This window comes from Agaribacter flavus, from assembly GCF_042646125.1.
GTDB classification, from domain to species: Bacteria; Pseudomonadota; Gammaproteobacteria; order Enterobacterales; family Alteromonadaceae; genus Glaciecola; species Glaciecola flavus.
On the sequence record NZ_JBHRSW010000015.1, the window covers coordinates 47310 to 72346 of the forward strand.

Sequence of the window (25037 nt, forward strand, 5' to 3'; positions counted from 1 at the left end):
CTAGTTTAGGCCAGTGCTTTACGCGCATTTCTGAACATACGCATCCATGGACTATCTTCTTGCCAGTCATCGGCTCTCCAAGAATTAGACACGGCGCGGAAGACTCGCTCTGGATGAGGCATCATAATGGTGGCTCGCCCATCTTTACTGGTTAAACCGGTGATCCCCAGTGCTGAACCGTTGGGATTTGCCGGATAAGTTTCTGTCACGTTTCCGTAATTGTTTACATACTGCAAGGCCACTTGTTCATCTCGTAACAAGGCCTCAGCACCAGCGGAAGCGGAAAATTCAGCACGACCTTCACCATGTGACACTGCAATCGGCATTCTTGAACCTTGCATGCCATCGAAGAAGACTGAACTTGATTGGGCGACTTCCACCATTACAGCTCTCGCCTCAAAGCGTTCGGACACATTTGTGACAAAGTGCGGCCAGTTTTCTGCGCCTGGTATCAAACTCTTTAAATTCGACATCATCTGACAACCGTTACAGACCCCCAAACTCAGGGTATTTTTCCGCGTAAAGAACTCGGCAAATTGTTCTTTTAATTGCTCTTGATACAGCACAGATTTCGCCCATCCTTCACCTGCACCCAGCACATCTCCATATGAGAAGCCACCGCAAGCCACCAATGCCTCAAAATCACTTAAGCGTTGACGGCCTGCAGACAAATCACTCATGTGTACATCTACAGCCTCAAATCCTGCACGATGAAAAGCGGCCGCCATTTCAACATGAGAATTCACACCCTGCTCTCGCAAAACGGCGATTTTAGGTTTGTGTCCTTTAATAATATACGGCGCAGCAATATCTTCATTGATATCAAAGCTCAGTGAGGCGTGTAAGCCTGGATCATCTGCATCCAACTTGGCTTGATGCTCTTGCTTTGCACAGTCTGGATTATCGCGAAGCGATTGCATCGCGAAAGTTGTTGAGGCCCATAACTCTCGAAAGTGCAAGCGTGCTTGCTTAATGATTTCAAGTCCTTGATGTTGAATAACAATATCATCACTTTGGTTGATCGCACCGATATCATATATTGCATTTGCAAGGCCAGCCTCCGCAAAAACCTGTACTAAGCTTGCGAGTTTGTCGTCTTCAACTTGCACAACAGCGCCGACTTCTTCGTTAAATAAACCAGTAATTGCCGAGTCACCAATCTCACTGATATCTACATCAATGCCCGTTTTTCCGGCAAAGGCCATTTCAACTAGGGTGGTAAACAAGCCGCCATCAGATCTATCGTGGTAAGCCAAAAGCAAACCTTGTTCATTTGCCTTTTGCACGCCGTTAAAAAAGCCTAGGAGTGCAGAAGCCTCATCAACATCGGGCACTTCGTTGCCGATGTGTTTGTATACTTGAGCTAGACAACTGGCTCCCATTCTTTGTTGACCATTTGCGCCATCAATAAAAACAAGCCTCGTATTTGCTACGTCTTTTTTTAACTCAGGGGTAAGTGTTTTACGCACATCTTTGACTGCAGCGAAGCTAGTAATGACCAGAGAAAGTGGCGCGATAACAGATTTATCATGCCCTTCCGCTTGCCATGATGTTTTCATTGACATCGAATCTTTGCCAACAGGTATCGCTAAACCTAAAGCGGGGCACAATTCTTCACCGACAGCCTTTACTGCTTCATATAGTCCAGCATCTTCACCTTCATGCCCAGCCGCCGCCATCCAATTGGCTGAAAGCTTGATGCGTTTAATATCACCAATATTTGCAGCCGCAATATTAGTTAACGACTCTGCGACTGCCATTCTAGCGGAAGCGGCGTGATTCAATAATGCAATTGGGGTGCGTTCACCCATCGCCATAGCTTCGCCAGAATACGTATCAAAAGCGGTGGTCGTCACACCCACATCGGCGACAGGTATTTGCCAAGGTCCCACCATTTGGTCACGAGACACCATGCCCGTTACCGAACGGTCACCAATTGTCACTAGGAAAGTTTTTTCAGCTATCGTCGGCAGCTGCATAAGACGGTCAGCCGCTTCTTGGACATCGACACTATCAAAATCAAAGTCATCACCTGCTGCCTGTGACGACTGCACATCTCTATGCATCTTAGGTGGTTTTCCAAGGAGCACATCTAAGGGTAAATCTACCGGTTTATTGCCAAATAGTTTGTCGCTCACCGTTAAATGTTGTGATCTTGTCGCGTACCCGACTTCAGCAAATGGCGCGCGTTCACGTTCACAAATCTCTCGAAATGTAGATAGATTTTCTGGCGCGACAGACAGCACATATCGTTCTTGCGATTCATTGCACCAAATTTCTAGAGGAGACATACCCGCTTCATCACTATGTACATTGCGCAATTCAAAGATTGCCCCTCTGCCCCCATCATTAACTAATTCTGGAAAAGCATTCGATAAGCCACCTGCGCCTACATCATGGATAAACTGTATAGGGTTGTTATCACCCAACTGCCAGCATTTATCGATGACTTCTTGGCAGCGTCTTTCCATTTCGGGGTTTTCACGTTGCACCGATGCAAAATCTAAATCTTGATTGCTTTGTCCTGAAGTAACTGACGATGCTGCACCACCGCCAAGACCGATGTTCATGGCCGGCCCCCCCAGTGCAATCAGTTTTGCACCTTCAGTAATCTGACCTTTTTCGATATGCTGACGACGAATGTTACCCAAGCCACCTGCTAACATAATCGGCTTGTGGTAGCCCCTTATTTCACAACCGTTAAAGCTGTTCACTTCTTGCTCGTAAGTACGAAAATAGCCGAGGATTGCAGGGCGCCCAAACTCATTATTAAACGCTGCACCACCCAGTGGTCCTTCAACCATAATATCTAAGGCGCTTACAATGCGTTCAGGCTTACCAAAGTCTTCTTCCCATGCTTGGATTTGTCCAGGAAGCTTTAAATTTGATACGGAAAAGCCAACTAGACCGGCTTTAGGCTTCGAACCTACTCCTGTCGCACCCTCGTCACGGATTTCCCCGCCCGACCCAGTCGCCGCGCCAGGGAATGGAGAAATTGCAGTAGGATGGTTGTGTGTTTCCACTTTCATCAAAATATCGATATCTTCATGATGATAAGTGTATTCATTGGTATCGCTATCAGGAAAAAAGCGCCCTGCTTTCCAACCTTCCATCACTGCAGCATTGTCTTTATACGCCGAAAACACATAGTCTGGCGTTGTTTCGTGAGTGTTTTTTATCATTTTGAACAGAGATTTAGACTGCTCAACGCCATCTATTGTCCAATCTGCATTAAAGATTTTATGGCGACAATGCTCAGAATTAGCTTGCGCAAACATATATAATTCGATGTCATTGGGATTTCGCCCAAGCGTTTTGAAGTTTTCGACTAGATAATCAATTTCATCATCGGCCAAAGCCAAACCAAGCGCTATATTCGCATCAACAAGTGCTTTTTTGCCCTGTCTCAGCACATCCACAGAGGTAAGTGCTTTTGGTGCAGCTTGCTCAAACAACACGCTTGCTTGCTCAACGGAGTCCAAAATAGCTTGTGTCATGCGGTCATGCACTAAACTAGCAATGATTTCACGTTGCTCGACGTTTACAACAGGGAAACTAAACACCACACCACGTTCCATTCTGACAACTTTCTTCAAACCACAATTTTGCGCAATATTAGTCGCTTTACTCGACCAAGGAGATATTGTTCCCGGCCTTGGCACAACAACTAAACTCTGTGGATAGGCTTTAACTGCTTCCACTTTTGGCCCATAACTTAGTAAATTGTCCAATTTCGTTTGCTCATCGAGACTGAGCTCTGCATTGTGTTCAATCAAGTGCACATAACGAGCAGAAATACCGGATATATCAAGGCCTTTATCTTTTAGTTTCGCCAAAAGCTTTGATTGATTGAAGGGTGATAAAGCAGAAGTTCCAAACAGTACGAGCATGTCAAAAAGTCCGATAAAACGAGGAGTAAGCAAGAGTTTGCTACGGGCTATAAATTTGACGCGGATTATAGTAGAAATTGCTAGTATTGATAAGCTAAGTTTGCGTATTTATATGTTTTTTGCCAATATCATATTCGCGAGCACTAACGGAGTTGATGCCTGAATATGCGTATACACGCGCGGCTTATAAAAAAAATGCAAAGCAAGACGCTATTCGTCTATACATTGACTTGCACGGTATTGAGTACACTCCTGATTGGAGGATGTACCGAATATCAACGAGATTCAACCTTATCCCGCATACTAAATGATGGAGTATTGAAGGTTGGCAGTATTTACAGCAGTACGTCATATTATAATGGCGCGACCGCGCCTGAGGGTTTTGAATACGAACTCTCACTCGGATTTGCCGAGTACCTCGGTGTTAAACTAGAGGTGTACCCCTATTATTCTTATGCGCAATTAACTGATCAGTTAGACGCTGGTCGAATTGATTTGATTGCCGCCAATGTGACCATTACTGAGCAACGCAAAAAAAACTATAAGTTTGGACCTGCTTATCAAACTACTAACTTTGAACTGGTTTACAAAAAAGGAGAAAACCGACCACGAAATGTAGATGAGCTCGAGGGCAACTTAACCATTGTCGCCAACGATTTTTATCGAGAGCCACTCATAAACTATGGAGAAGAATCATCGATAAAATGGGGGGAAACAAACGAAAAAGACATTGAAGAGCTGTTAGAAATGGTCTCTAACGATGAACTCGACTACACCGTGTCTGACGCCAATGTTTTAAATATTGCCCGACGCCGCTTTCCCAATCTCGGTATAGGCTTCTCTCTGACAGACAACCTACAAATCGGGTGGATGTTAAGTAAAAGAAGCGACGATTCATTGCGAGCTGCACTCCTAGAATACTTTGGTTCCATTCAAAGCAGTGGACGCTTATCTGCTCTTGAAGATAAATATTTTGGTCATGTTAGAAAATTTGACTTTGTCGACACTCGCGCGTTTATGCGAGCGGTGGATACAAAACTGCCTAAATACCGTGAAATGTTTGAAGCCCATGCAAGTGAAGTTGATTGGCGCTTGCTTGCCGCCATGTCCTACCAAGAAAGTCACTGGAACCCTAAAGCCGTGTCACCTACCGGCGTGCGCGGCATGATGATGCTAACCCGAGCCACAGCAAAAGACATGGGAATAAAGTCTCGCATAGATGCAGAACAAAGCATTAGTGGCGGAGCGAGATATTTTGCCTCACTACTTCGACGTATCCCAGCGCGAATTCAGGCGCCAGACCGCGTTTGGATGGCAATGGCGGCGTATAACGTTGGTTTAGGACACCTTGAAGATGCAAGGCGGATCACAGAATCGCTTGGCTACAACCCTGATTTATGGATTGACGTAAAAAAACACCTCCCTCTTTTGCGCCAGAAAAAATACTATAAACACACGAGATACGGTTATGCACGTGGAGATGAAGCCGTCAATTATGTAGAAAACATAAGGCGTTACTACGACAGTTTAGTGTGGCTAGAGTCTCAGAGCACTTTACCCAATTTTGATGAAGAGCAAGAAGAAGATAGCGAAGATTCATCTACGGTTGAAGCAGACACCACTGATAATAGCTAGGCCAGTCTTTTACAAAACCTTCACATATTTGAAATACAATTGTCATATTTTCCAGCAATTATTCTACGCTAGGCACTCATTTGTAGTTATTAGCCAAAGTAGGTTATTGGCAAAAATGCCTAAGCACGTGTGCTATCACAATAATGGATAATAACGTGAATAATGGCTTGAACTTTGCTTTTACTTTTTTGTCCATAGATATACAAGATACTCAAACTACAGGAAGCATGGGAAGAGAGAACGACAATGAAAAGACAACGTTTACATAAAAGCAATAATAAACGTAGGCTGATGCTTAAGAAGCTTCATCAACGTGTTTTACTGAGACGAAAACAGTTTGCCAACATATGGGAATTCGAGTGCGAAGCCTAACACTAACCGTTTTTTAGTTGTTTAGAGGCTTTAATTTCTTTCCTTCTTCTAGTAAAAAATTTAGATATTGTTTCGCTACACTCACCTTCTAACACACCGCCAAGCACCTCAACCTGATGATTAAGTAAAGGGCTGTTACATATATTCATTACACTGCCACAAGCCCCTGTTTTAGTATCGTAAGCGCCAAATATGAGCTGTCTGATGCGGCTGTGCACCAATAAACCTGCACACATAGGGCAAGGCTCTAACGTGACATACAAACTTGCATCGACCATTCGATAGTTAGCCAAGACTTTTCCAGCTTCTCTAATCGCCATCATTTCAGCATGGGCTGAGGGGTCGTGAGTCGCGATACTTTGATTGTGCCCGACACCAATAACTTGATCATTCACAACGACAACCGCGCCAACAGGCACTTCATTTTTTTGTTCGGCTATCCTCGCTTGTTCCAAAGCCAAGCGCATGTAATCAACATGCGATTTCATATTATATCCGCCATCAATACCACTACTCTTTCGTCAAATTATCCATTTATTAGCAGTTTAGGCCACATCTTTTATTTTTAAATATGCAAAAATATTGTAAACACAATAAAAAACAAAGACTTAAACTATGGCAAGCTGATTGCTAAATATGATCGTAAAGGATAAGGCATATTGACTTTTTAACGAGGGGAGAAATGAATGAACGGAGCTACAGTTGCTGTTGTTGCAATAATTTGTTGGGCAATAGTCAGTATTTTCAGAGGAGGCCATGTTCTTGGGAAAAAAGATACACTCAAAATACAACGTCTCGAAGCAGAGTCACTAAAAATGACGGAACAACTGAATAGCATGAACGAAAGAGTTGCGGTGCTCGAAAAAATTGTTACCGACGAAAAATACAATCTAAACAAAGAATTTGAAAATTTAAAGAAATAAAGCACCTCTCCATGCTTTAACAAGCGAATGCAGCGGAGGCTGCATTTGCTTGATTAAATGGATAAGGCTAGCTCGCCTTTTTTGAGCAAACCTACACTATCTATGAGAGATTTATTTTGACTCACAGGTAGTTTAGGGAAATACAGCGATTTGTTAACAGGGTTATTTTTAGTAAGGAATAAGAGATGGAAATTATTGCGTTAATCATTGGTGGTTTATTCTTATTTGTAGTGTGGTTGATTCCGATTCTCGCCATTGCCTCGTCTCGTCGCACACAAGGCGGTGAAAAAGTAGCGTGGTTGTTGCTTACTATATTCGTATTCTGGTTTACATGGATTTTCTATCTACTTTTAGCCCCTTTAAAAAGACCTAAATATGCGTAGAACGAAGAACATGTAAGCGAGGTTAAAACATTGAAGCATACGATCTAATACAATCAAGACTTGTTTTTCATGGATGAAAAACTAGAGACTGTTTATGGAAATATCCCCAGCGTTCCTAGCGCCCGTTTAGCAAGTATTTTTCGATTCTTTCAACTCTTCTGGGTTTTCCAGAGATCACTAATACGTCATTGACCTGAAGTACTGAGCTCTCTAATGGAGAGCTTATCTCTTCGTTATCACGACGCAAGGCAACAAGCTGAACGCGTTTGTCGTCAATATCCAAATCAACAATGCGCTTGCCAACGGCAAAAGCAGCTTCTGGTATGGTAACAGCGTGCATCAATTCTAATTTATCTTTGGTGTCAAAAGTAATTTCCGTGCTTTCTCCTGGAAAGAAACCATGCATGTGCACATAGCCTTTTTTACGCTCATTACGGATTCGATTAAGTATGCGAGACATAGGTAAACCAGAATAATGCAGAACTTGGGAAATGAGCATCAAACTGCCTTCTTGAATCTCAGGCACGACTTGCAAGGCACCCGCATCGTATAAAGCTTGAGCATTGTAATCCTTCCGCGTTCTCACGATAACCTTCATGTCAGGAACCAAATGCCGAATAGTACTAATTACAGACAAGGCTTTACTGTGCTCATCAAAAGTGATGATTGTTAGCGATACATCAAACAACTGTGCTTTTTTTAATATCGATTTATTTGCCGCATCACCATAAAAAACACATTCTCCTGCGGCACGACTTTCATGTACTCTAACCGGATCACTATCGACGACACTATAGTTAAGACTCTCTAGCTTGAGCATTCGCGCAACGGATTGCCCTACTCTGCCATAGCCCAAAATCAGTACATCTGGCTTAATAGATATATCAGCGGCATCTGGCGCCTCATTAGTCACTCTCTGTTTAGTCAATTTGCTTGCCAGCCAATCACTCTTGTCAATCATCGATGGCGTTATTGCCATACTGACTAAACCGATACTGATTAACATACTCGACAAATACTCAGTGATAACCCCACTTTCAAGTGCTAAAGCAGCTAGCACAAAACTAAATTCCCCAATTTGCGCCAGCTTTACCCCTGCTGCCCATGCATCAGCATCATTGGCATGGTAAAAATAAGCCGCCACTTTAACCATGACTACCTTGATAAAAATTATTACAAATATACTCAGCAAAATTAGATGCCAGTTTTCAACGACAATGGTCAAACTCACTTGCATGCCCACTGTAATAAAAAACAATCCCATCAAAATGTCTCTAAAAGGTCGAATGTCTGCTTCTATCTGATAGCGATACTGTGACTCGCTCAACATCATTCCCGCTAAAAATGCACCCAGAGCCATTGAGAGTCCTGCCGCATAAGTAAGTCCTGCTGCAAGTAAAGCGACAAGTAATATTGTTTGCACAAAGAGTTCGTCGGTTTTGGTACTGGCAATTTCATTAAATAGACGCGGAAGCAGCCAGCGTCCCATCGACAGAAGCACGGCAACGACAATCACTCCTTTCAACAAAGCCAACAGAATAGACAGGTAAATTGACGTATCGCTGATATCCGAAAGGAGCGGTATGACAATCAAAAAAGGGACGACAGCCATGTCTTGAAAAAGCAATACACTGATCGCAAGCTGAGACCGACTGGTATTTAACTGGGCTTTTTCACTAATTGTTTTTATTACAATAGCGGTCGAAGACAAGGCCAACATTCCGCCAATGACGATAGCAGCGGCAAAGTCTTGCCCCATCAAAATAGCGATGGCGGCAAACACAGCTGTCGTAAGCAGCATTTGTCCTGCGCCCACGCCAAACACTAAATGACGCATTGCCACCATTTTTGCTAGCGAAAACTCCAAGCCCAAAGTAAAGAGTAAAAATACGATACCCACTTCAGCCACCAAATGCATGGCATCGAAATTATCTGAAAATAGGTCTAAGAACTCTGGACCGATAAATATCCCAGCAAACAAGTAAGCCAAAATTGGAGGCAAACGCACACGCTTGAACTGCCATACCAGCACCGCCGAAATTAGCATGAGTACTAAGATACTGACAAATGTCTGATTCAAACAAAACCTCTCAAATAAAAATATAGGCACACTTCGTGCTAGACCTACTTATATACGCAACAGTTCTGTCTTTGTTGTGATAAAAAACTGACACATGTGTATTGTTACTGAATAAACAATAACAAAGTGTCAACTTTATGACGATAAAAAGCCGTTAGCCAGTTTATAACAATTATATTGTTCATTGTTTGGCACTAGAGCGATGTTGACTTTATTTATAGGAGTATTCAATGGAAGTCAGTCTTATGTCACCTGAAGAAAACACCATTGCATCTGTTGTTCACGAGAGCACTGATGTACCCGTTTTAACAATGGTCGAATCTGCAAACATCATGAGAACTATGCTGTCGTCGATTGATCTTGAAGAGCTGACGAATGACTATTTTCTAATCCTGTCAGAAAAGCTCCCTTGCACGTCTTTGAAGTTGACGTTTGCAGATCAAACTCTTCGAACAGGGAAGTCAAAACTTCGTTCCCGTATCATGAAAATTTCGATCTACTACGGTCACCCTTTTGGTACTCCGCAGCATGCGCAATTGGCATATTCATTTAGTAAAGTACTGACGCCCGTCCAACGCAAACTTCTTTCGGAAATTCACAGTATTTTTGCAATGAGCTTGCGTCATGCTTTGGAGTACTACCGTATCAGCCAGCTAGCCACTAAAGACATGTTAACAGGCTTGGGCAATAGAGCCAGCTATAATGAGGCAACATCCAAACTGATTAGCATGTGTAATAGAAACCACGACAGCTTTGGTTTGCTTGTTTTTGATCTCGATAACTTTAAATCGGTGAATGACAAGTTTGGGCATCAAGAAGGTGACAATGTGCTAATTACCTTTGCCAAACTTCTCAGCAAAGGTTTACGCGACACAGATCATGCTTTTAGGTTTGGCGGTGACGAGTTTTGTTGTTTGCTGACTGATAGCAGTCCAAGCGCTAACACCATGGTGGCGGAGAGAATAACGGCATCTGTCAACAAGCACCCCTTGTTTAGGCAACACAATGTATCCTGCAGTGTTGGCGCTACATCATTTGCTGAAAACGACACAGCAGAAAGCGTTTTTCAACGTTCAGACGAGGCCCTGTATCGAGCTAAACAAGCTGGTAAAAACAATATAATTGCAGCATAGTCACAGTCAATGGCTATTTAGCCCAAACACGCGGTCGGCAAGACTACTAGGTTGGTTTATTCCCTTGTTAATCTTGTTTAACTAAAACTCAGGTAAAAATCCTGTCCTTCATCATTCTGTGGCCGATCACTAGACCAAATAACATTGGAGGGCGCGATTATCACGCCAATCAAATGTTGATTTAGATAAAGACAAACCAAATTCTTACGACGCCAAGGTGGAATTCGCCACTCCTTACACCACGCTTTTAACGTTTTTCGGGGGCGTTGAGCATGTGGCTTGAAGGGATCATTGAGCTTACCATAGGCGACAGAAATAGCTTGAATGTTATGCGCTTTAAAACTGTTTTCTCGTTCAAGCTCTCCCACATTGCCGTTTTCATACACCTCACTTGCGAATATCGTTGCACCGAAATCAGGTAAACAAATACTGTTGTCAGAACTAATTATTTTTACATGCTCGATGTCTACCGACGGTTTAGTGACGTATAATGAATGTGTATAGCGTCTTACTTCAATATTACCCAATTTCACACATGGCATAGCATCATTTTTTGCAAACTGCATGTCGAGGATTTCTTGGAGAACCTTAGAAGACGGCATGTCTGCATCGTGCATGGTAAGCCAATGGCGCACAAAACTCTGCTGTGTAGCGGAGGATAAACTTGAAAGTTCACTTAACAATAGTGAGTTGTCTGGCCCCAAAAGCCTTTCAGAAAGCACTCCCATGTATTCATTGATAACGGCCATTTCAGAAGCACAAGCGTTTGCACTGCTGGCTACGCGTTTGCTAAATGATGGCCAACGTTGATTTAGTAAAGGAATGAGTTCCTTCCTGAGAAAATTCCGATCAAAACCGAGGTCGTTATTAGACTCGTCTTCTACCCACTTCAACCCCTGCTCTCTTGCAAAGCTCAATATTTGTTGGCGCGTTACGGCTAACAAAGGCCGAACAAAACGTTGACCATGCTTGACGCTGAGTTTTCCCATGGCGCTTAAACCTTTAGGACCGGCGCCTCTGGATAACTGAAGCAAAAAAGTTTCTGCTTGATCATCAAGATGCTGCCCGAGCAATATGACACTCTGTGCCGGAGCATGATCAATTAAAGCGGCATATCGCGCTTGCCTGGCAGCAGCTTCAATGCCCTGACCAATGTATGTGTGAATATCAACTTTGATGCTTTGAAAATCAATACCCCACTGCTCGCATTGCTTTGCACAATGTATAGACCAATCGTCAGCCTTAGGGCTTAGCTGATGATTGACGTGAATCGCTTGCAGGCTAACATTTGGCCTAGCCTGCCGGTATAAAAAAGAAAGGTAAAGTAGCGCTGTAGAATCCAGTCCACCACTGAAAGCAACGACGAGTTTGTCGTTGCCGGTGATACTATCATCGAATAAAGCTTGAATTGACGACAGTTTTGACGCCAAGGTCATTCAACGCCTAACAATAACCAAAAGACATGAGTCTTTCGTAACGCTCTTGCATGAGCGCTTCTTTGCTCAGGGAAGACAATTGAGATAACTGCTGTTTAATTGTGGCTTTTAAATTGCCAGCCATAGCAACGTGATCTCGATGCGCACCACCTAAAGGTTCATCAATAATCGTGTTGATTAAGCCTAATTCTTTTATCTGTGGCGCAGTAACCCCCATTGCTTCGGCGGCTGTAGAAGCTTTTTCTGCACTTTTCCATAATATAGATGCGCAGCCTTCAGGTGAAATAACCGAATAAGTCGAATACTGCAACATATTCACTCTGTCACCTACTCCTATTGCTAGGGCGCCGCCGGAACCACCTTCACCGATCACAGTACAAATGATAGGCACTGTTAGCTCAGCCATCTCCTTCAAATTCGTCGCAATTGCCTCACTCTGCCCTCGCTCCTCTGCTCCCACTCCTGGGTATGCACCTGGTGTATCAATAAATGTGATTATCGGTAAATTAAATCGCTCTGCCATTTTCATTAAGCGCAGTGCTTTTCTGTAGCCTTCTGGCTTAGGCATACCAAAATTACGTTTGATTTTTTCTTGCGTATCACGCCCTTTTTGATGACCAATAATCATCACAGGTATATCGTCGAGCCTCGCCAATCCACCCACAATTGCTTTATCGTCGGCGAAAGCACGGTCACCGGCAAGCTCATCAAATTCTGATAGCATGTGTTTAATATAGTCTTGGGTATAAGGTCGCATTGGGTGGCGCGCGACCTGAGAAATTTGCCAAGCACCCAATCCTGAGAATATTTTTCTCGTTAACTCTGCGCTCTTTTCACGCAGTTTTGTTATTTCTTCTTCAATACCAACATCAAACTCACCGCCCTGATTGACCAGTCTGAGTTCCTCTATTTTTGCTTCAAGCTCTGCTATGGGTTGCTCAAAATCTAGAAAATGTAACCCCATTTATTATTCCCAATTCGAATATTTGTAGTTGTTTATCAGAACCGTAAGTTGACATTTTCTTGTCCTAACTCGAGTCCCAAATTTGTCATTAGTTCATCATCAGGCGTTATATACCAGCTACTATCTGCAGCCAAGCCTACCGCCACATCCGGATGCTCAACTTTAATATGTAAAGGACAGGTACCGCCTCTAAATTGCTGTAGTATATCCTGAATTTTAGCGACTGACGATACAGTACAGTCAGTAGAGCGTAAAAATAACTCTAGGTGAGAAGCATAACGACTCCTAGCGTCTGCTAATGTCATCACTTCGGCGCCCGACATTGTATTGCCACCAGAATACTCATCAAAGCTGACCTGTCCTCGAACCCAAAGCAAATTGTCGGTCACCAGCAGTTCTTCGTACTGCTCATATACATCAGGAAAAAACCGTACTTCGAGTCGCGCAGATTTATCATCTAAGGTGACGAGTGCCCAGCGTCTGCCCTTTTTGTTGGTCATTACGCGAACACCAATGACCAAGCCTAAAACACTTACAGGGTTATCTTTGTTGGTGGGCTTTACATCGACTAGTTTAGTATCTGTATATTGGCGAATTTCTTTTAAATACTGATTGATAGGGTGACCGGTCAAATATAAACCAAGTGTTTCTTTTTCTCCGTTCAACCATATTCTATCTGACCACTCTGGCACATTTTTAAACGCACTAGCGACTTGTTCCTCGCCTTTCACTTCTGTCCCGAACAAATCGCCTTGCCCTGACAGTGCCGCTTTTGCATGCTGAGAAGCCGTATCTAAAGCATCCTTCAAGGTCGCCATTAGCGCGGCTCGATGTGGCCCTAGATTATCCATAGCACCCGAAAGTACTAACTTTTCCATCACACGCTTGTTGATTTTTTTCAAATCTATTTTGGCACAGAAGTCAAACAGATCGGTAAACAGGCCATCTGTTTGACGCGCTGAAATAATTGCTTCTACAGGGCCTTCTCCGACCCCTTTTATCGCACCAATGCCATATACAATTTGCCCTTGTTTATTAACGGTAAACTTATATTCACCGGTATTGAGATCTGGGGGTAAAATCTCTAAGCCCATTCGATTGCATTCGTCGATCAAGGTTACAATTTTATCGGTATTATCCATATCTGCAGACAATACTGCGGCCATAAACTCGGCGGGATAATGCACTTTCATCCATAAAGTCTGGTAGGACACCAAGGCATAGGCAGCAGAGTGCGACTTGTTGAATCCGTAGCCGGCAAACTTCTCAACTAGGTCGAAAATTTTCATCGCCAATTCAGGATCGATGTTGTTCTTCTTGGCTCCGTCTTCAAAGCTAGAACGTTGCTTCTCCATTTCTTCGGGTTTTTTCTTACCCATCGCGCGTCGTAATAAGTCAGCGCCCCCCAGAGAATACCCAGACATCTCTTGGGCAATTTGCATCACTTGCTCCTGATAGAGAATGATGCCATAAGTCGGTTCAAGAATAGGCTTTAGACAGTCGTGCTGCCAAGTTTCGTCAGGGTAAGAAACTTTTTCACGGCCATGTTTACGGTCGATAAAGTTATCCACCATGCCCGACCCCAAAGGCCCAGGTCTAAATAGTGCAACTAGAGCGATGATATCTTCAAAGCAATCAGGCTGAAGACGTTTAATTAAATCCTTCATACCTCTTGATTCGAGCTGGAATACCGCCGTAGTTTCGGCCTTCATCAAGGATTTGAATGACTTCTTATCATCTAAATGGATGGCCGAAATATCAATGTCTTCACCGCGAACTTGTTTCACCATGTCAACTGCCCACTGGATGATGGTCAGTGTTCTTAAACCCAAGAAATCAAACTTTACTAAACCAGCCGTTTCGACATCGTTCTTATCGTATTGCGTCACTGGATTCGAGCCTGTGTCGTCACAATACAAGGGCGAGAAATCGGTGATTGTAGTCGGCGAAATTACTACACCACCGGCATGTTTACCGGCGTTTCTTGTCACACCTTCAAGGATACGCGCCATGTCGATAAGGTCTTTCACTTCTTCGTCAGAATCATAGGCCTCTTGAAGTCTTGGCTCGGCTTCAAAGGCTTTTTTTAAAGTCATGCCTGGTTCAGGAGGAATCAGTTTAGAAATCCGATCGACAAAACCGTAAGGGTGACCTAATACTCTGCCGACATCGCGTATTACCGCTTTTGCCGCCATAGTACCAAATGTAATAATCTGAGATACCGCATCTCGTCCATACATTTCCGCTACGTGATCAATCACTTCATCACGGCGATCCATACAAAAATCGATATCAAAATCTGGCATCGAGACACGTTCAGGGTTCAAAAACCGCTCAAACAGCAAGTCGAACTCCAATGGGTCTAGATCAGTAATATCCAGTGCATATGCCACTAATGAGCCTGCTCCTGAACCTCGGCCAGGGCCAACAGGAATGTTGTTATCTTTACTCCATTGGATAAATTCCATTACAATCAGAAAGTAACCAGGAAAGCCCATTTGGTTGATGACGCCTAATTCAATTTTTAAACGCTCATCATATTCAGGTCGTTTTTGTAAACGCTCAGCTTCATCTGGAAATAAGGTGCGCAATCGTCTCTCTAAGCCTTCCTCAGAAACCTTGACTAAAAAGTCTTCTATGGTCATTTCACCGGTGGGGAATTGAGGCAGAAAGTACTTTCCAAGGGTTAAGTGTACGGAACAGCGTCGCGCAATTTCAACGGTATTTTCAACGGCTTCGGGAATATCATCGAATAAGGCGATCATCTCCTCTTGGCTACGAAGATATTGCTGCTCTGTGTAGTTTTTGGGACGCCTAGGGTCTTCAAGCGTAAAACCATCAGAAATAGCGGTTCGGATTTCATGCGCTTCAAAATCCTGTGGTTTCAAAAACCTTACATTATTTGTCGCAACCACGGGGATATCCAACTCAGCAGCAAGTTTTACCGCTTGCTCGATATACGTATTTTCCCCGCTGTGTCCTGTTCGATGTAACTCGATATAAAAACGATCGGCATAAATCGACAAATAGAATTTTGCTAAGGTCTTCGCTTGCTCGTATTTCGCTTCTTTTAATAAGCTACCAATATCACTTGTCATCCCCCCAGACAAAACAATCACACCTTCAGAGTATTTTTCAAGCCATGCCTGTTGAGCCACAACTTTATGCTGAATATGTCCTTGAAGATAAGCATCAGAAATTAAACAAGTAATATTCTTATAACCCACATTGTTCATTGCCAAAAAAGTCATTGATCCAATATGATCGTCAAAAGAAGGGTTCAGTACATTCACGTCACAACCGACAATCGGTTTTACGCCTCGAGAGAACGCACCAGAATAAAAACGAACAAGTCCACACATGTTCATTTGATCTGTAATTGCAACAGCGGGCATATCTGATTCTACAATTTTGTCTAAAATCGGATTTACCTTATTTAGACCATCCACCATAGAAAAATCACTGTGAATTCGCAAATGTACAAATCGAGCAGTCACAAAAATTATTCTCCGTTTTTATCGTTGCCTTGAATAATAAGGCTTACTGGCTTAAAACTTTTTCGATATTCTGGCAAAGGCTCAAGCTCTCTCAGTATTTGTAAATGCAACTTGGTCGGATAACCTTTGTGCTTGGCAAAGCCATACTGAGGATAAATCTTATCTAAGCAAAGCATATCATGATCGCGCGTAACCTTCGCAATAATTGAGGCTGCCGCTATCTCAGCATGCTTGTCATCGCCTTTGACAACGGCCTCACTTGGATATTCCCATTGGGGTAAACGGTTTCCGTCGACCAGTACTTTGTCTGGAAAAATACTCAAGCCGTCGACGGCACGTTTCATCGCAAGCATGGTTGCATGAAGAATGTTCATGTCATCTATTTCTTTTGGAGAAGCACGCCCAATGCTCCACGCTAAGGCACGCTGTTTTATGATGGGAGCAAGTATCTCTCGTTTTTTTTCACTGAGCTTTTTGGAGTCAGCTAAACCCTCAATTGGCATAGCCGGGTTTAAAATAACGGCTGCGGTGACAACATCTCCAACTAATGGTCCTCGACCAACCTCGTCTACACCTGCTATTCGCACTTATTGCTTCACCAAAGATAATACCGCTTGTGCGGCTTGCTCATTTGCATTGCATTGCAGAGTTCGGTGAATTGAGATGAATTTATCAATATTCTGTTCCATGCTAGCAAGTTGCTCCAACAACAATTGGCATAAGGACGCGGGGTTTACCTCTTCTTGCAATACTTCTGGCACTAATTGCTCTTCTGCCAAAATATTGGGAAGGGCAAAATATTTAGGAATATACAAACGTTGCATCATTTTGTATGTCAGAGCTGACATTTTATAGGCAACTACCATTGGTCGTTTGCACAGCATGGCCTCTAAACTCGCCGTACCAGATGTTAAAAGCACTAAATCTGCTGCAATCATCAACTCACGAGCCGGTTTAGCGTAAATCTGAACGTCAAAATCAAATGATTGGGCTTGTACTATGCTTTCTATTTTTTTATGCAACATCATATTCGCTGATGGGATAAGCACGCAACATGGCTTCGTTTTGTTGTACAGCCTTGCTGTATCTAAAAATATTTGCAGTAGACTGTCTATCTCTTTGCGTCTGGAGCCAGGCAGTACAGCCAATACATGTTGTTCATCCTTCAGGCCCAATTTTTTGCGCGCAGCGGCCTTATCAACTTCAATGGGGATGTCGTCGGCTAAGGTATGACCAACAAAAGTATAGGGGTAACCATACTTCTCATAGCTTACACTTTCAAATGGAAAGATCCCCAATACTAGATTCGTGGCCTTGGCAATTTTGTGAATACGCTTTTCACGCCACGCCCATACAGTTGGGCTTACATAATGAACAGTTTTCACGCCTGACGCTTTGAGCTTTTTCTCGATAGGCAGATTAAAATCTGGTGCGTCAATACCTATAAAAATATCAGGCGGGTTGTTTAAAAAATGCTGCACGATAAATCGACGTAACTTCAATAAACTAGGCAAATGCTTGAGTACTTCAACCAATCCCATCACCGATAAAATGTTCATGTCAGCAAGCGACTTCAGCCCATTGTCTATCATGTGCTTACCGCCTATCCCCTCAATCTGGGCATCGGGATACAGGCGCTTTAGCTCTTTAAGCAAGCCACCACCGAGTACGTCACCGGAAGCCTCACCTGCAATTACACCAATTTTGAGTGGTTTAGACATGTCTGGACTTATCTAGCAATTCCGCGAGTGGATGCTTTGAAAAACGCAACTAAGACTTTGAGCTCATCAGCTTCTTCTGCCAAGTCGGCGATAATGTCTGCCGCCTCGTCGAGAGAATTGTTTTGTCGATATATTATTTTATACGCTTTTTTGATATTTGAAATTGCTTCGGGACTGTATCCTCGGCGTTTTAAGCCTTCAGAATTTATCCCTTGAGGCACATATTTTGTCCCGCTATACATCACATAAGGCGGAAGATCCTTAAGTAAAATAGCGCCGCCGCCAGTAAATGCATGAGAACCAATATGGCAGAATTGATGGACAGCGGTCATTCCTCCTAATATGACAAAATCACCTAGATGAACATGCCCCGCTAGGGTCGCATTATTTGCCAAAATATTATCACTGCCCAATATGCAATCATGTGCTACGTGAGCATTGACCATAAATAAGTTTCGCGACCCTATTTTAGTAATACTTTTATCTTGCGCTGTCCCTCTGTGAATAGTACATGATTCGCGAAAGACATTATCGTCACCTATTTCTAAATAGGTATCTTCTCCAGCGTATTTTTTATCTTGGCAATCTTCACCAACCGAACAAAATTGATAAAAGGTATTGTTTTTACCAATCTTTGTGTGTCCTTTCACTACTACATGACTTTTTAATATACAGCCATCTCCAATTTCTACATTGTCGCCAATATATGAAAATGGCCCAATCTCGACATCGGTGCCAATCTTGGCATGTTCAGACACAACTGAAGAAGGGTGAATCATCTTAAAAATCTCTCATTGCACACATAAACTCGGCGTTACATACTTCTTTACCGTCCACACTGGCAATACCTTCAAACTTCCATATACCACGTCTTTCTTTAAGTAGCTGAACCTCAAAATCCAGCCTATCACCGGGCACTACAGGCTGTTTGAAGCGTGCCTTATCAATGCCAGCATAAAGATAAAGCTTGTCAGAACTTCCCATGGTCTTAAAACCAAGAATCCCTGCAGCTTGTGCCAGTGCTTCTAGTATTAGCACACCAGGGAAAATAGGCTGGCCTGGGAAGTGCCCATTAAATATATCTTCATTAATCGAAATATTCTTGTAAGCACTGATGCGTTCACCACAAACATAGTCCGTCACACGGTCAACCAATAACATCGGATACCGATGCGGCAATAGTGACATAATTTCTTTGATTTCTATTATATTGAGAGCGTTGGCCAAGAATATCTCCTACTAAAGGCTAAATTTACTAATTTGTGCAGGCACAGAGGCGCAATAAGATAAGGCTTTGGGATCAAAAAACAAATCAGACCAACGAGCGTTGGTCTGAATTAAAGCAAATTAGTTTGCTTGACTGACTTTATCTAGAACTTTTGACGAAATATCAAACTCTGGCTTAGCGAATGGCACTGAACCTGCGTTCAAAATAATATCGTAACCTTCTTCAGTAGCGATGCCATTAATAGCTTGTTGAATCAAGCCAAAAAGCTTTTGACGCTCTTCGTTTGTACGCGCTTGGATATTTTGCTGCAAAGGCTGCGCTTTTTGTTGAAGTTGCTGCCCTAACTCCTGAATTTGTTGCTGAAGTTTAGTTTTTTCTTCTTCGCTCATGGTTGCTGATTCGCGCTGAAGCTTTTCAACCATAAAATTACCGTCTGACTGCAATTTTTGGATTTCTTGACGCTGGTCTTTGAACTCTTCATTAATGCTTTGTTCAATGGCCGCGATCTGTGGCAATGATTGAATGATACGCTGTACGTCGACGATGCCGACTTTATCCGCAGCGTTGGCAACGACTGACATAACCGATAATCCAACCAGTGCAAAAAATGCCAGTCCTTTATTCAATGTTTTCAAAATAACACTCCTTGAGCTTGTTATAAGGGCTTGCTGGATTTATCAGCAAGCCCTTTATGTTGAGTTAAAAATTTGTGAAATTATACCCTTTCTAGAAAGTCGATCCAATGTTGAATGTGAAGAATTTCGCATCATCACCGTCTCTTTCTTTAATGGCTTTGGAAAAACTAAATACCATGGGACCCATCGGTGATATCCACTGGATAGACAAACCTGCAGAACTGCGATAATACTTCCAGTCACTGTAATCGGCTAGCGCATCACCATTTTGAACAATGTTCAGATCTTTCACTGCTTCATAGTCAAACTCTGTATCCCACACATTACCTATGTCATAGAACAAACTGGTGCGAACAGAGTTGTCAAATTCTGCTTCGACAAAGGGAGTCGGGACAATTAACTCCACGCCACCAATCGCCATGGCATTACCGCCAAGACTCCGACTAGAGAGTGTTGCCGTATCCAAACTTGGATCGTTCAGTACAGGTACACCATTTGGTGTTGTAAGGGCGGTCGAACTGATGCGTCTTAAACCACGTGGGCCAACGGTATTGTTCTCAAAACCTCGCAAAGTGTCAGCACCACCCGCTGTGAAGTTTTCTGTGAACGGAAGAATTTGCTCGATGCCATCCACATCGCCATATCCATTACCATATCCCAAGCGCATACGTGCCAGCACCGTCCAGCGCTGATTACGAGATAATGGGAAATACCATTTGTTATCTGATATGAACTTGAAATAGTTTACATCTGAATTAGGTGTAGTAATGCTCAGTGACGCTCGCTGAGAAGAACCACTCGACGGAAACAAACCGCGATTGAGCGTATTTCTGCTCCATGTCACCGAGCCCAATAGACTCGCATAGTCAATCGGCGCTTCAGGATCATTTGGATCTTCAAATTGGCGATAAAACTGTCTTGTTTGTTCGAACTGCGTATTGTCTGAGGTAAGCTCAACATCTGAATAGGTAAGACCAAAACTGATGCGGTTGACTTCATTAATTGGATAACCAATCGTGCCACCTAATGACCAACGTTTTGTATTAAATTGTACAGTACCAAAATCACCGCCATCAAACTCACTGTATGAAAGGCTACCACCCAGACTGATCCCATCAATGGTGAAATAGGGATCTAAGTAGGTTAGCTGAGCCGTTGATTGATAGGATACAGTCGATATATTTGCACCAATTCGTTTACCCGTGCCTAGGAAGTTATCTTGCTGTATACCCGCCTGCAAGCTCAGTTTTGTTGCGTCACCATATCCAATACCGGCATTAAACTGCCCTGATGCCTGTTCTTTTACCTTAAATTCAATATCAACTTTGTCTTCTTCGCCGGGCAACCGAATCGTTTCATATTCGACCTCTTCCATGTAAGTCAAACGAGAAAGTTGCGCTTTTGAAGTTTCAAGTAGGTTTTCTGATAACCATGTCCCTTCCAACTGCACGACATTTTGGCGTAATACATCGTCAGCGGTTGTTTCATTACCTTCAATATTTACGCGGCGCACATAAATTCGCTTACCTGGGTCAACCGACAAGGTCAACTTAACGGTTTTATCATCTTCATTAATTTCAGGAATCGTTGTGACTGTAGGATATGCATAGCCGTATCGGCCAAGATATTTCGACACAAACTCTTCTGCATAGGTGACTTGTGCTTGACTATACAAACGGCCTGTTTGAATCGGTAGTAATTGACGAATAAAATTTTCAAACCCCAATAAATCACCCACGAGTTCGATATCAGAAACCGTGTATGTTTCGCCCTCTGATAAGTTAAGGGTGATATAAATACCGTCTTTTTCGGGTGACATAGAAACCTGTGTCGAGGTAATACCAAATTGCAGGTAGCCGCGATCTTTATAATAACTGGTTATGGTTTCCATATCGCCAGACAAGGTTTGCTGCTGGTAGCGAGTTTCTGAGGTAAAATCCCACCAAGGCGTATCAAACTGCAACTCCATTTGCGAAAATAGTTCTTTGTCATCAAACACTTCGTTGCCGACAATATTGATCTGCTTAATTTTTGCTGCATCACCCTCTTCAAAGCGCAATTTTAAGTCAACGCGATTTCTTGGCAAAGGGGTAACAATCGCGCTAACCGTCGCATTATATTTACCAATACTGTGGAAAAAATCTTTTAAGCCATTTTCTATAGACGTAATGACGGTTCGATCGAGCGGCTCGCCAACACGAATGTTGGAGTTATCTAAACTTTCCTGTAGCTGCTCATCCTTAATGTCGTCATTACCATCAAAAATAATACTCGATATGGTTGGCCGTTCCTCTACTTCCACCACCAATACGGCACCATCACGGTATATTTTTACACTCTCGAAATGAGTGGAGGAATACAAGGAGCGAATAAGTTGTGTGACACGAAACTTGTTCATCGTATCGCCACGCTGAACAGGTAAATAAGTAAGAGCTGCGCCGAGAGCTACACGTTGCAAGCCTTCTACTCGTATATCCTCAACAACAAAATCATAATTAGATTGCGCGAAGGCAGAAGAGGACGCCGCTAGCAAGGTGGCAAGAATAAATTTATTAAACTTCATTTACTATCTTTAATCCAGTACGTTGTGTCAGAGATTCTTATATTTATATATTGCGTAAGATATCGTTAAAAATAGCCGTAGCCATCACCACAAATAGCAAAGCACCACCAACCCGAAACCCTATATCCTGAACAGCCTCTGACACCGGCTTTCCAGTTAACCACTCCACCGTAAAGTACATTAAATGACCACCATCTAAGATGGGTAACGGTAAAAGGTTGATAATACCAAGATTCACACTAATAAGCGCTAAAAAAGTCAAGAAGGTCACTAAACCTGCACTTGCACTTGTTCCGGCTCCTTGCGCTATCGAAATTGGGCCGCTCAAATTTTTAACTGAAATATCCCCTGTAATCAATTTACCTAGCATTTCTACCGTGACTGAAACGAGTCGCGCAGTTTCACTCAAGCCATAAACAAAAGCATCGACAAAGCCCAGTTTGATATTTTCAATATACTCACTCGGCCATGGTGCTTGAAAAGGTATAACGCCAAGATATCCAGCGTCAGGTTTTTCTGGGTGTTGACCAGTCGTTACTGCTAACTCAAGCCTTTGACCTTCTCTACTTACCTCAATATCAACTTTTTGTAGAGGTCTTTGTTCGATAAAGTCTACTATTTGGCTCCAATTCTCAAAACTAGTTCCATCAATTCTCAATATTTCATCATTAATCGCCATCCCAGCTCTACTTGCAGGCGAATCATCTGCAACAAACGCAATAGTCGAAGTGGCTGCTGGCCGATAAGGTGTGAAGCCCAGTGAAGAGAATAAACTGCTGCTGTCCGAATCAATTTTCCATCCGTTTAAAGCGATCACAACAGGCTGTTCACGCATGTTTTTATCGAGTACTTTGAGAGGTAAAAAGTCTTCGCCACTGAATGTGGCTATCTCGATCCCCACATCTCTCCAGTTGAATGTTTGACGGTCTCCTACCGCAATTATTTGATCACCACTGGCAAGCCCTGAACCAGCAGCCACCGAATCAGGGATAAGCTCACCAATTACTGGCTTTATCGTTTGTTGGCCTATCATTCCAACGCTCATCAGCACCAAAACTGCAAACACAATATTGACAAGTGGACCCGCTGCGACAATAGCAAAACGCTGAGAGATTGGCTTGTGGTTGAAGGCTTGTGCTTTCTCAGTCTCACTTATATCGTCAACTCGACCGTCAAGCATACGCACGTATCCACCCAAAGGAATCGCGGCAATCACAAATTCCATCCCTGTAGAAGTGGTACGCTTGTAAAGTGGTTTGCCGAAGCCAATCGAAAATCGCAGGATTTTTACCTTACACAATTTGGCAACAAAGTAATGCCCCCACTCATGTACGGCAACTAAAATACTGAGCGCAACGATAAAATAAAATAGATTGTTTAAGATAGACATTATATCTTTCGTTCCTCAATCGCATATGTCGCACATTCGCGGCAAAGCCTATCATGCGCAATGACTTGCGATAATTGCTCAAGTCGCGCGTCTGAATGCTGTTTAACAACATAGTTGTTGACAGTATAGATATCTGTAAAGCGTATTTGTTCATTCAAAAATGCTTGCACCGCGACTTCGTTTGCTGCGTTTAATGCTGTTGTTGCAGCTTGCCCACGTTTGCAAGCATCGATTGCGAGGAACAAGTTAGGAAAACGCTTTTGACACGGCGCTTCAAAACTGAACTTATCTAGACTAAAAAAATCGAGCGCCTTTACGCCAGCGTTTATCCGTTCTGGGTATGCCAAGGCATGAGCAATAGGTGTTCGCATATCTGGATTGCCTAACTGTGCAATCACACTGCCGTCAATATACTGCACCATTGAATGAATAGTGCTTTGCGGATGGATAACTACTTTAATATTTTCTGCAGACAGGCCAAATAGCCAACGAGCTTCAATAAATTCTAAACCCTTGTTCATCATTGATGCTGAATCGACAGAAATTTTTTGCCCCATATCCCAATTAGGATGCGCACAGGCCTGTTCAGGCGTAACGTGCGCTAACGCTTCAATATCCATCGCCCGAAAAGGGCCGCCAGACGCGGTTAACAATAGGTGTTCAATCCCCGAACGCTCTCCGTCGCCATAAGCATAGTCGTGAGGTAAACACTGAAAAATAGCATTGTGTTCACTGTCCACAGGGATCAAGCTCGCGCCATGTTCTTTGACGGCATCAATAAAGAGTTCACCGGACATAACCAAGGACTCTTTATTTGCCAATAATACCTTTTTACCAGCTCGAATAGCGGAAAAAACCGGAGACAAACCCGCAGCACCGACAATTGCTGCCATTACGGTATCAACTTGAGGATGAGATGAAATATAGTCTAAACCTTCATCTCCGAATTTAAGCGTAATAGTTGATTGCAGATCACTAGGCAATGCCTGATGAAGTTGCTGTGCGGAGACTTTGTCTTTTGTGACAATAAATTGCGGCGAAAACGCTATTGCGATTTCAACGAGACGATTCACTTGCGAATAGCCCGAAACGGCAAACACCTTGTACTTATCTGAATTTCTAGATACTACATCCAGTGTACTGCTACCAATAGATCCAGTCGCACCTAATATTGTCAACTGCTGCAC

18 protein-coding genes are annotated in these 25037 nt (G+C 43.0%); 4 read left to right on the top strand and 14 right to left on the bottom strand.

What is annotated here, in order from left to right; translation table 11 throughout:
• Nucleotides 1-5: 5 nt before the first annotated feature.
• Nucleotides 6-3890 carry a phosphoribosylformylglycinamidine synthase gene (gene purL, locus ACFOHL_RS09665; RefSeq protein WP_376920019.1) on the bottom strand — a complete coding sequence of 1295 codons (3885 nt, stop codon included), beginning with the start codon at nt 3888-3890 and terminating at the stop codon, nt 6-8.
• Between the two features lie 195 nt (nt 3891-4085).
• Here purL and mltF point away from each other — a divergent pair, with 195 nt between their 5' ends.
• Nucleotides 4086-5525 (top strand): membrane-bound lytic murein transglycosylase MltF, encoded by a 1440-nt coding sequence (mltF, locus tag ACFOHL_RS09670; RefSeq protein ID WP_376920020.1) that lies wholly within the window; start codon nt 4086-4088, stop codon nt 5523-5525.
• A gap of 374 nt (nt 5526-5899) precedes the next feature.
• Here mltF and tadA read toward each other — a convergent pair whose 3' ends face one another.
• Complete coding sequence (gene tadA / locus ACFOHL_RS09675; RefSeq protein ID WP_376920021.1) at nt 5900-6385, bottom strand: tRNA adenosine(34) deaminase TadA; 486 nt, start codon at nt 6383-6385, stop codon at nt 5900-5902.
• A 198-nt stretch (nt 6386-6583) separates the two neighbouring features.
• On the opposite strand from tadA, the gene ACFOHL_RS09680 reads away from it, so the two are divergent.
• On the top strand, nt 6584-6820 hold the full coding sequence (locus tag ACFOHL_RS09680; RefSeq protein WP_376920022.1) for a hypothetical protein: 237 nt from the start codon (nt 6584-6586) through the stop codon (nt 6818-6820).
• Nucleotides 6821-7005: 185 nt separating this feature from the next.
• Complete coding sequence (locus ACFOHL_RS09685) at nt 7006-7203, top strand: hypothetical protein (protein ID WP_376920023.1); 198 nt, start codon at nt 7006-7008, stop codon at nt 7201-7203.
• A gap of 115 nt (nt 7204-7318) precedes the next feature.
• Here ACFOHL_RS09685 and ACFOHL_RS09690 read toward each other — a convergent pair whose 3' ends face one another.
• A complete protein-coding gene (locus ACFOHL_RS09690) occupies nt 7319-9283 on the bottom strand; it encodes a cation:proton antiporter domain-containing protein (RefSeq protein WP_376920024.1) in 1965 nt (654 codons plus the stop codon).
• Between the two features lie 230 nt (nt 9284-9513).
• Here ACFOHL_RS09690 and ACFOHL_RS09695 point away from each other — a divergent pair, with 230 nt between their 5' ends.
• A complete protein-coding gene (locus tag ACFOHL_RS09695) occupies nt 9514-10416 on the top strand; it encodes a GGDEF domain-containing protein (protein ID WP_376920025.1) in 903 nt (300 codons plus the stop codon).
• A gap of 77 nt (nt 10417-10493) precedes the next feature.
• Here ACFOHL_RS09695 and tilS read toward each other — a convergent pair whose 3' ends face one another.
• The 11 genes from tilS to ispC form a co-directional block, all read right to left on the bottom strand.
• Complete coding sequence (gene tilS, locus ACFOHL_RS09700; RefSeq protein ID WP_376920026.1) at nt 10494-11852, bottom strand: tRNA lysidine(34) synthetase TilS; 1359 nt, start codon at nt 11850-11852, stop codon at nt 10494-10496.
• A gap of 7 nt (nt 11853-11859) precedes the next feature.
• Nucleotides 11860-12816, bottom strand: coding sequence for an acetyl-CoA carboxylase carboxyl transferase subunit alpha (gene accA / locus ACFOHL_RS09705; RefSeq protein ID WP_376920027.1), 957 nt, complete (start codon nt 12814-12816; stop codon nt 11860-11862).
• A 35-nt stretch (nt 12817-12851) separates the two neighbouring features.
• Nucleotides 12852-16268, bottom strand: a complete 3417-nt coding sequence (dnaE, locus tag ACFOHL_RS09710; RefSeq protein ID WP_376920128.1) for a DNA polymerase III subunit alpha — start codon at nt 16266-16268, stop codon at nt 12852-12854.
• A 50-nt stretch (nt 16269-16318) separates the two neighbouring features.
• Nucleotides 16319-16900 carry a ribonuclease HII gene (gene rnhB / locus ACFOHL_RS09715; protein WP_376920028.1) on the bottom strand — a complete coding sequence of 194 codons (582 nt, stop codon included), beginning with the start codon at nt 16898-16900 and terminating at the stop codon, nt 16319-16321.
• On the bottom strand, nt 16901-18034 hold the full coding sequence (gene lpxB / locus ACFOHL_RS09720; RefSeq protein ID WP_376920029.1) for a lipid-A-disaccharide synthase: 1134 nt from the start codon (nt 18032-18034) through the stop codon (nt 16901-16903).
• A gap of 8 nt (nt 18035-18042) precedes the next feature.
• A complete protein-coding gene (gene lpxA / locus ACFOHL_RS09725; RefSeq protein ID WP_376920030.1) occupies nt 18043-18813 on the bottom strand; it encodes an acyl-ACP--UDP-N-acetylglucosamine O-acyltransferase in 771 nt (256 codons plus the stop codon).
• 1 nt (nt 18814) lies between these two features.
• Nucleotides 18815-19261: a 3-hydroxyacyl-ACP dehydratase FabZ gene (gene fabZ / locus ACFOHL_RS09730; RefSeq protein ID WP_376920031.1), complete on the bottom strand. Its 447-nt coding sequence runs from the start codon at nt 19259-19261 to the stop codon at nt 18815-18817.
• Nucleotides 19262-19381: 120 nt separating this feature from the next.
• A complete protein-coding gene (locus tag ACFOHL_RS09735) occupies nt 19382-19897 on the bottom strand; it encodes an OmpH family outer membrane protein (protein WP_376920032.1) in 516 nt (171 codons plus the stop codon).
• Nucleotides 19898-19988: 91 nt separating this feature from the next.
• Nucleotides 19989-22460 (bottom strand): outer membrane protein assembly factor BamA, encoded by a 2472-nt coding sequence (gene bamA, locus ACFOHL_RS09740; RefSeq protein WP_376920033.1) that lies wholly within the window; start codon nt 22458-22460, stop codon nt 19989-19991.
• 43 nt (nt 22461-22503) lie between these two features.
• On the bottom strand, nt 22504-23853 hold the full coding sequence (rseP, locus tag ACFOHL_RS09745) for an RIP metalloprotease RseP (RefSeq protein WP_376920129.1): 1350 nt from the start codon (nt 23851-23853) through the stop codon (nt 22504-22506).
• A complete protein-coding gene (ispC, locus tag ACFOHL_RS09750) occupies nt 23850-25037 on the bottom strand; it encodes a 1-deoxy-D-xylulose-5-phosphate reductoisomerase (RefSeq protein WP_376920130.1) in 1188 nt (395 codons plus the stop codon). The genes rseP and ispC overlap by 4 nt, the downstream gene beginning before the upstream one ends.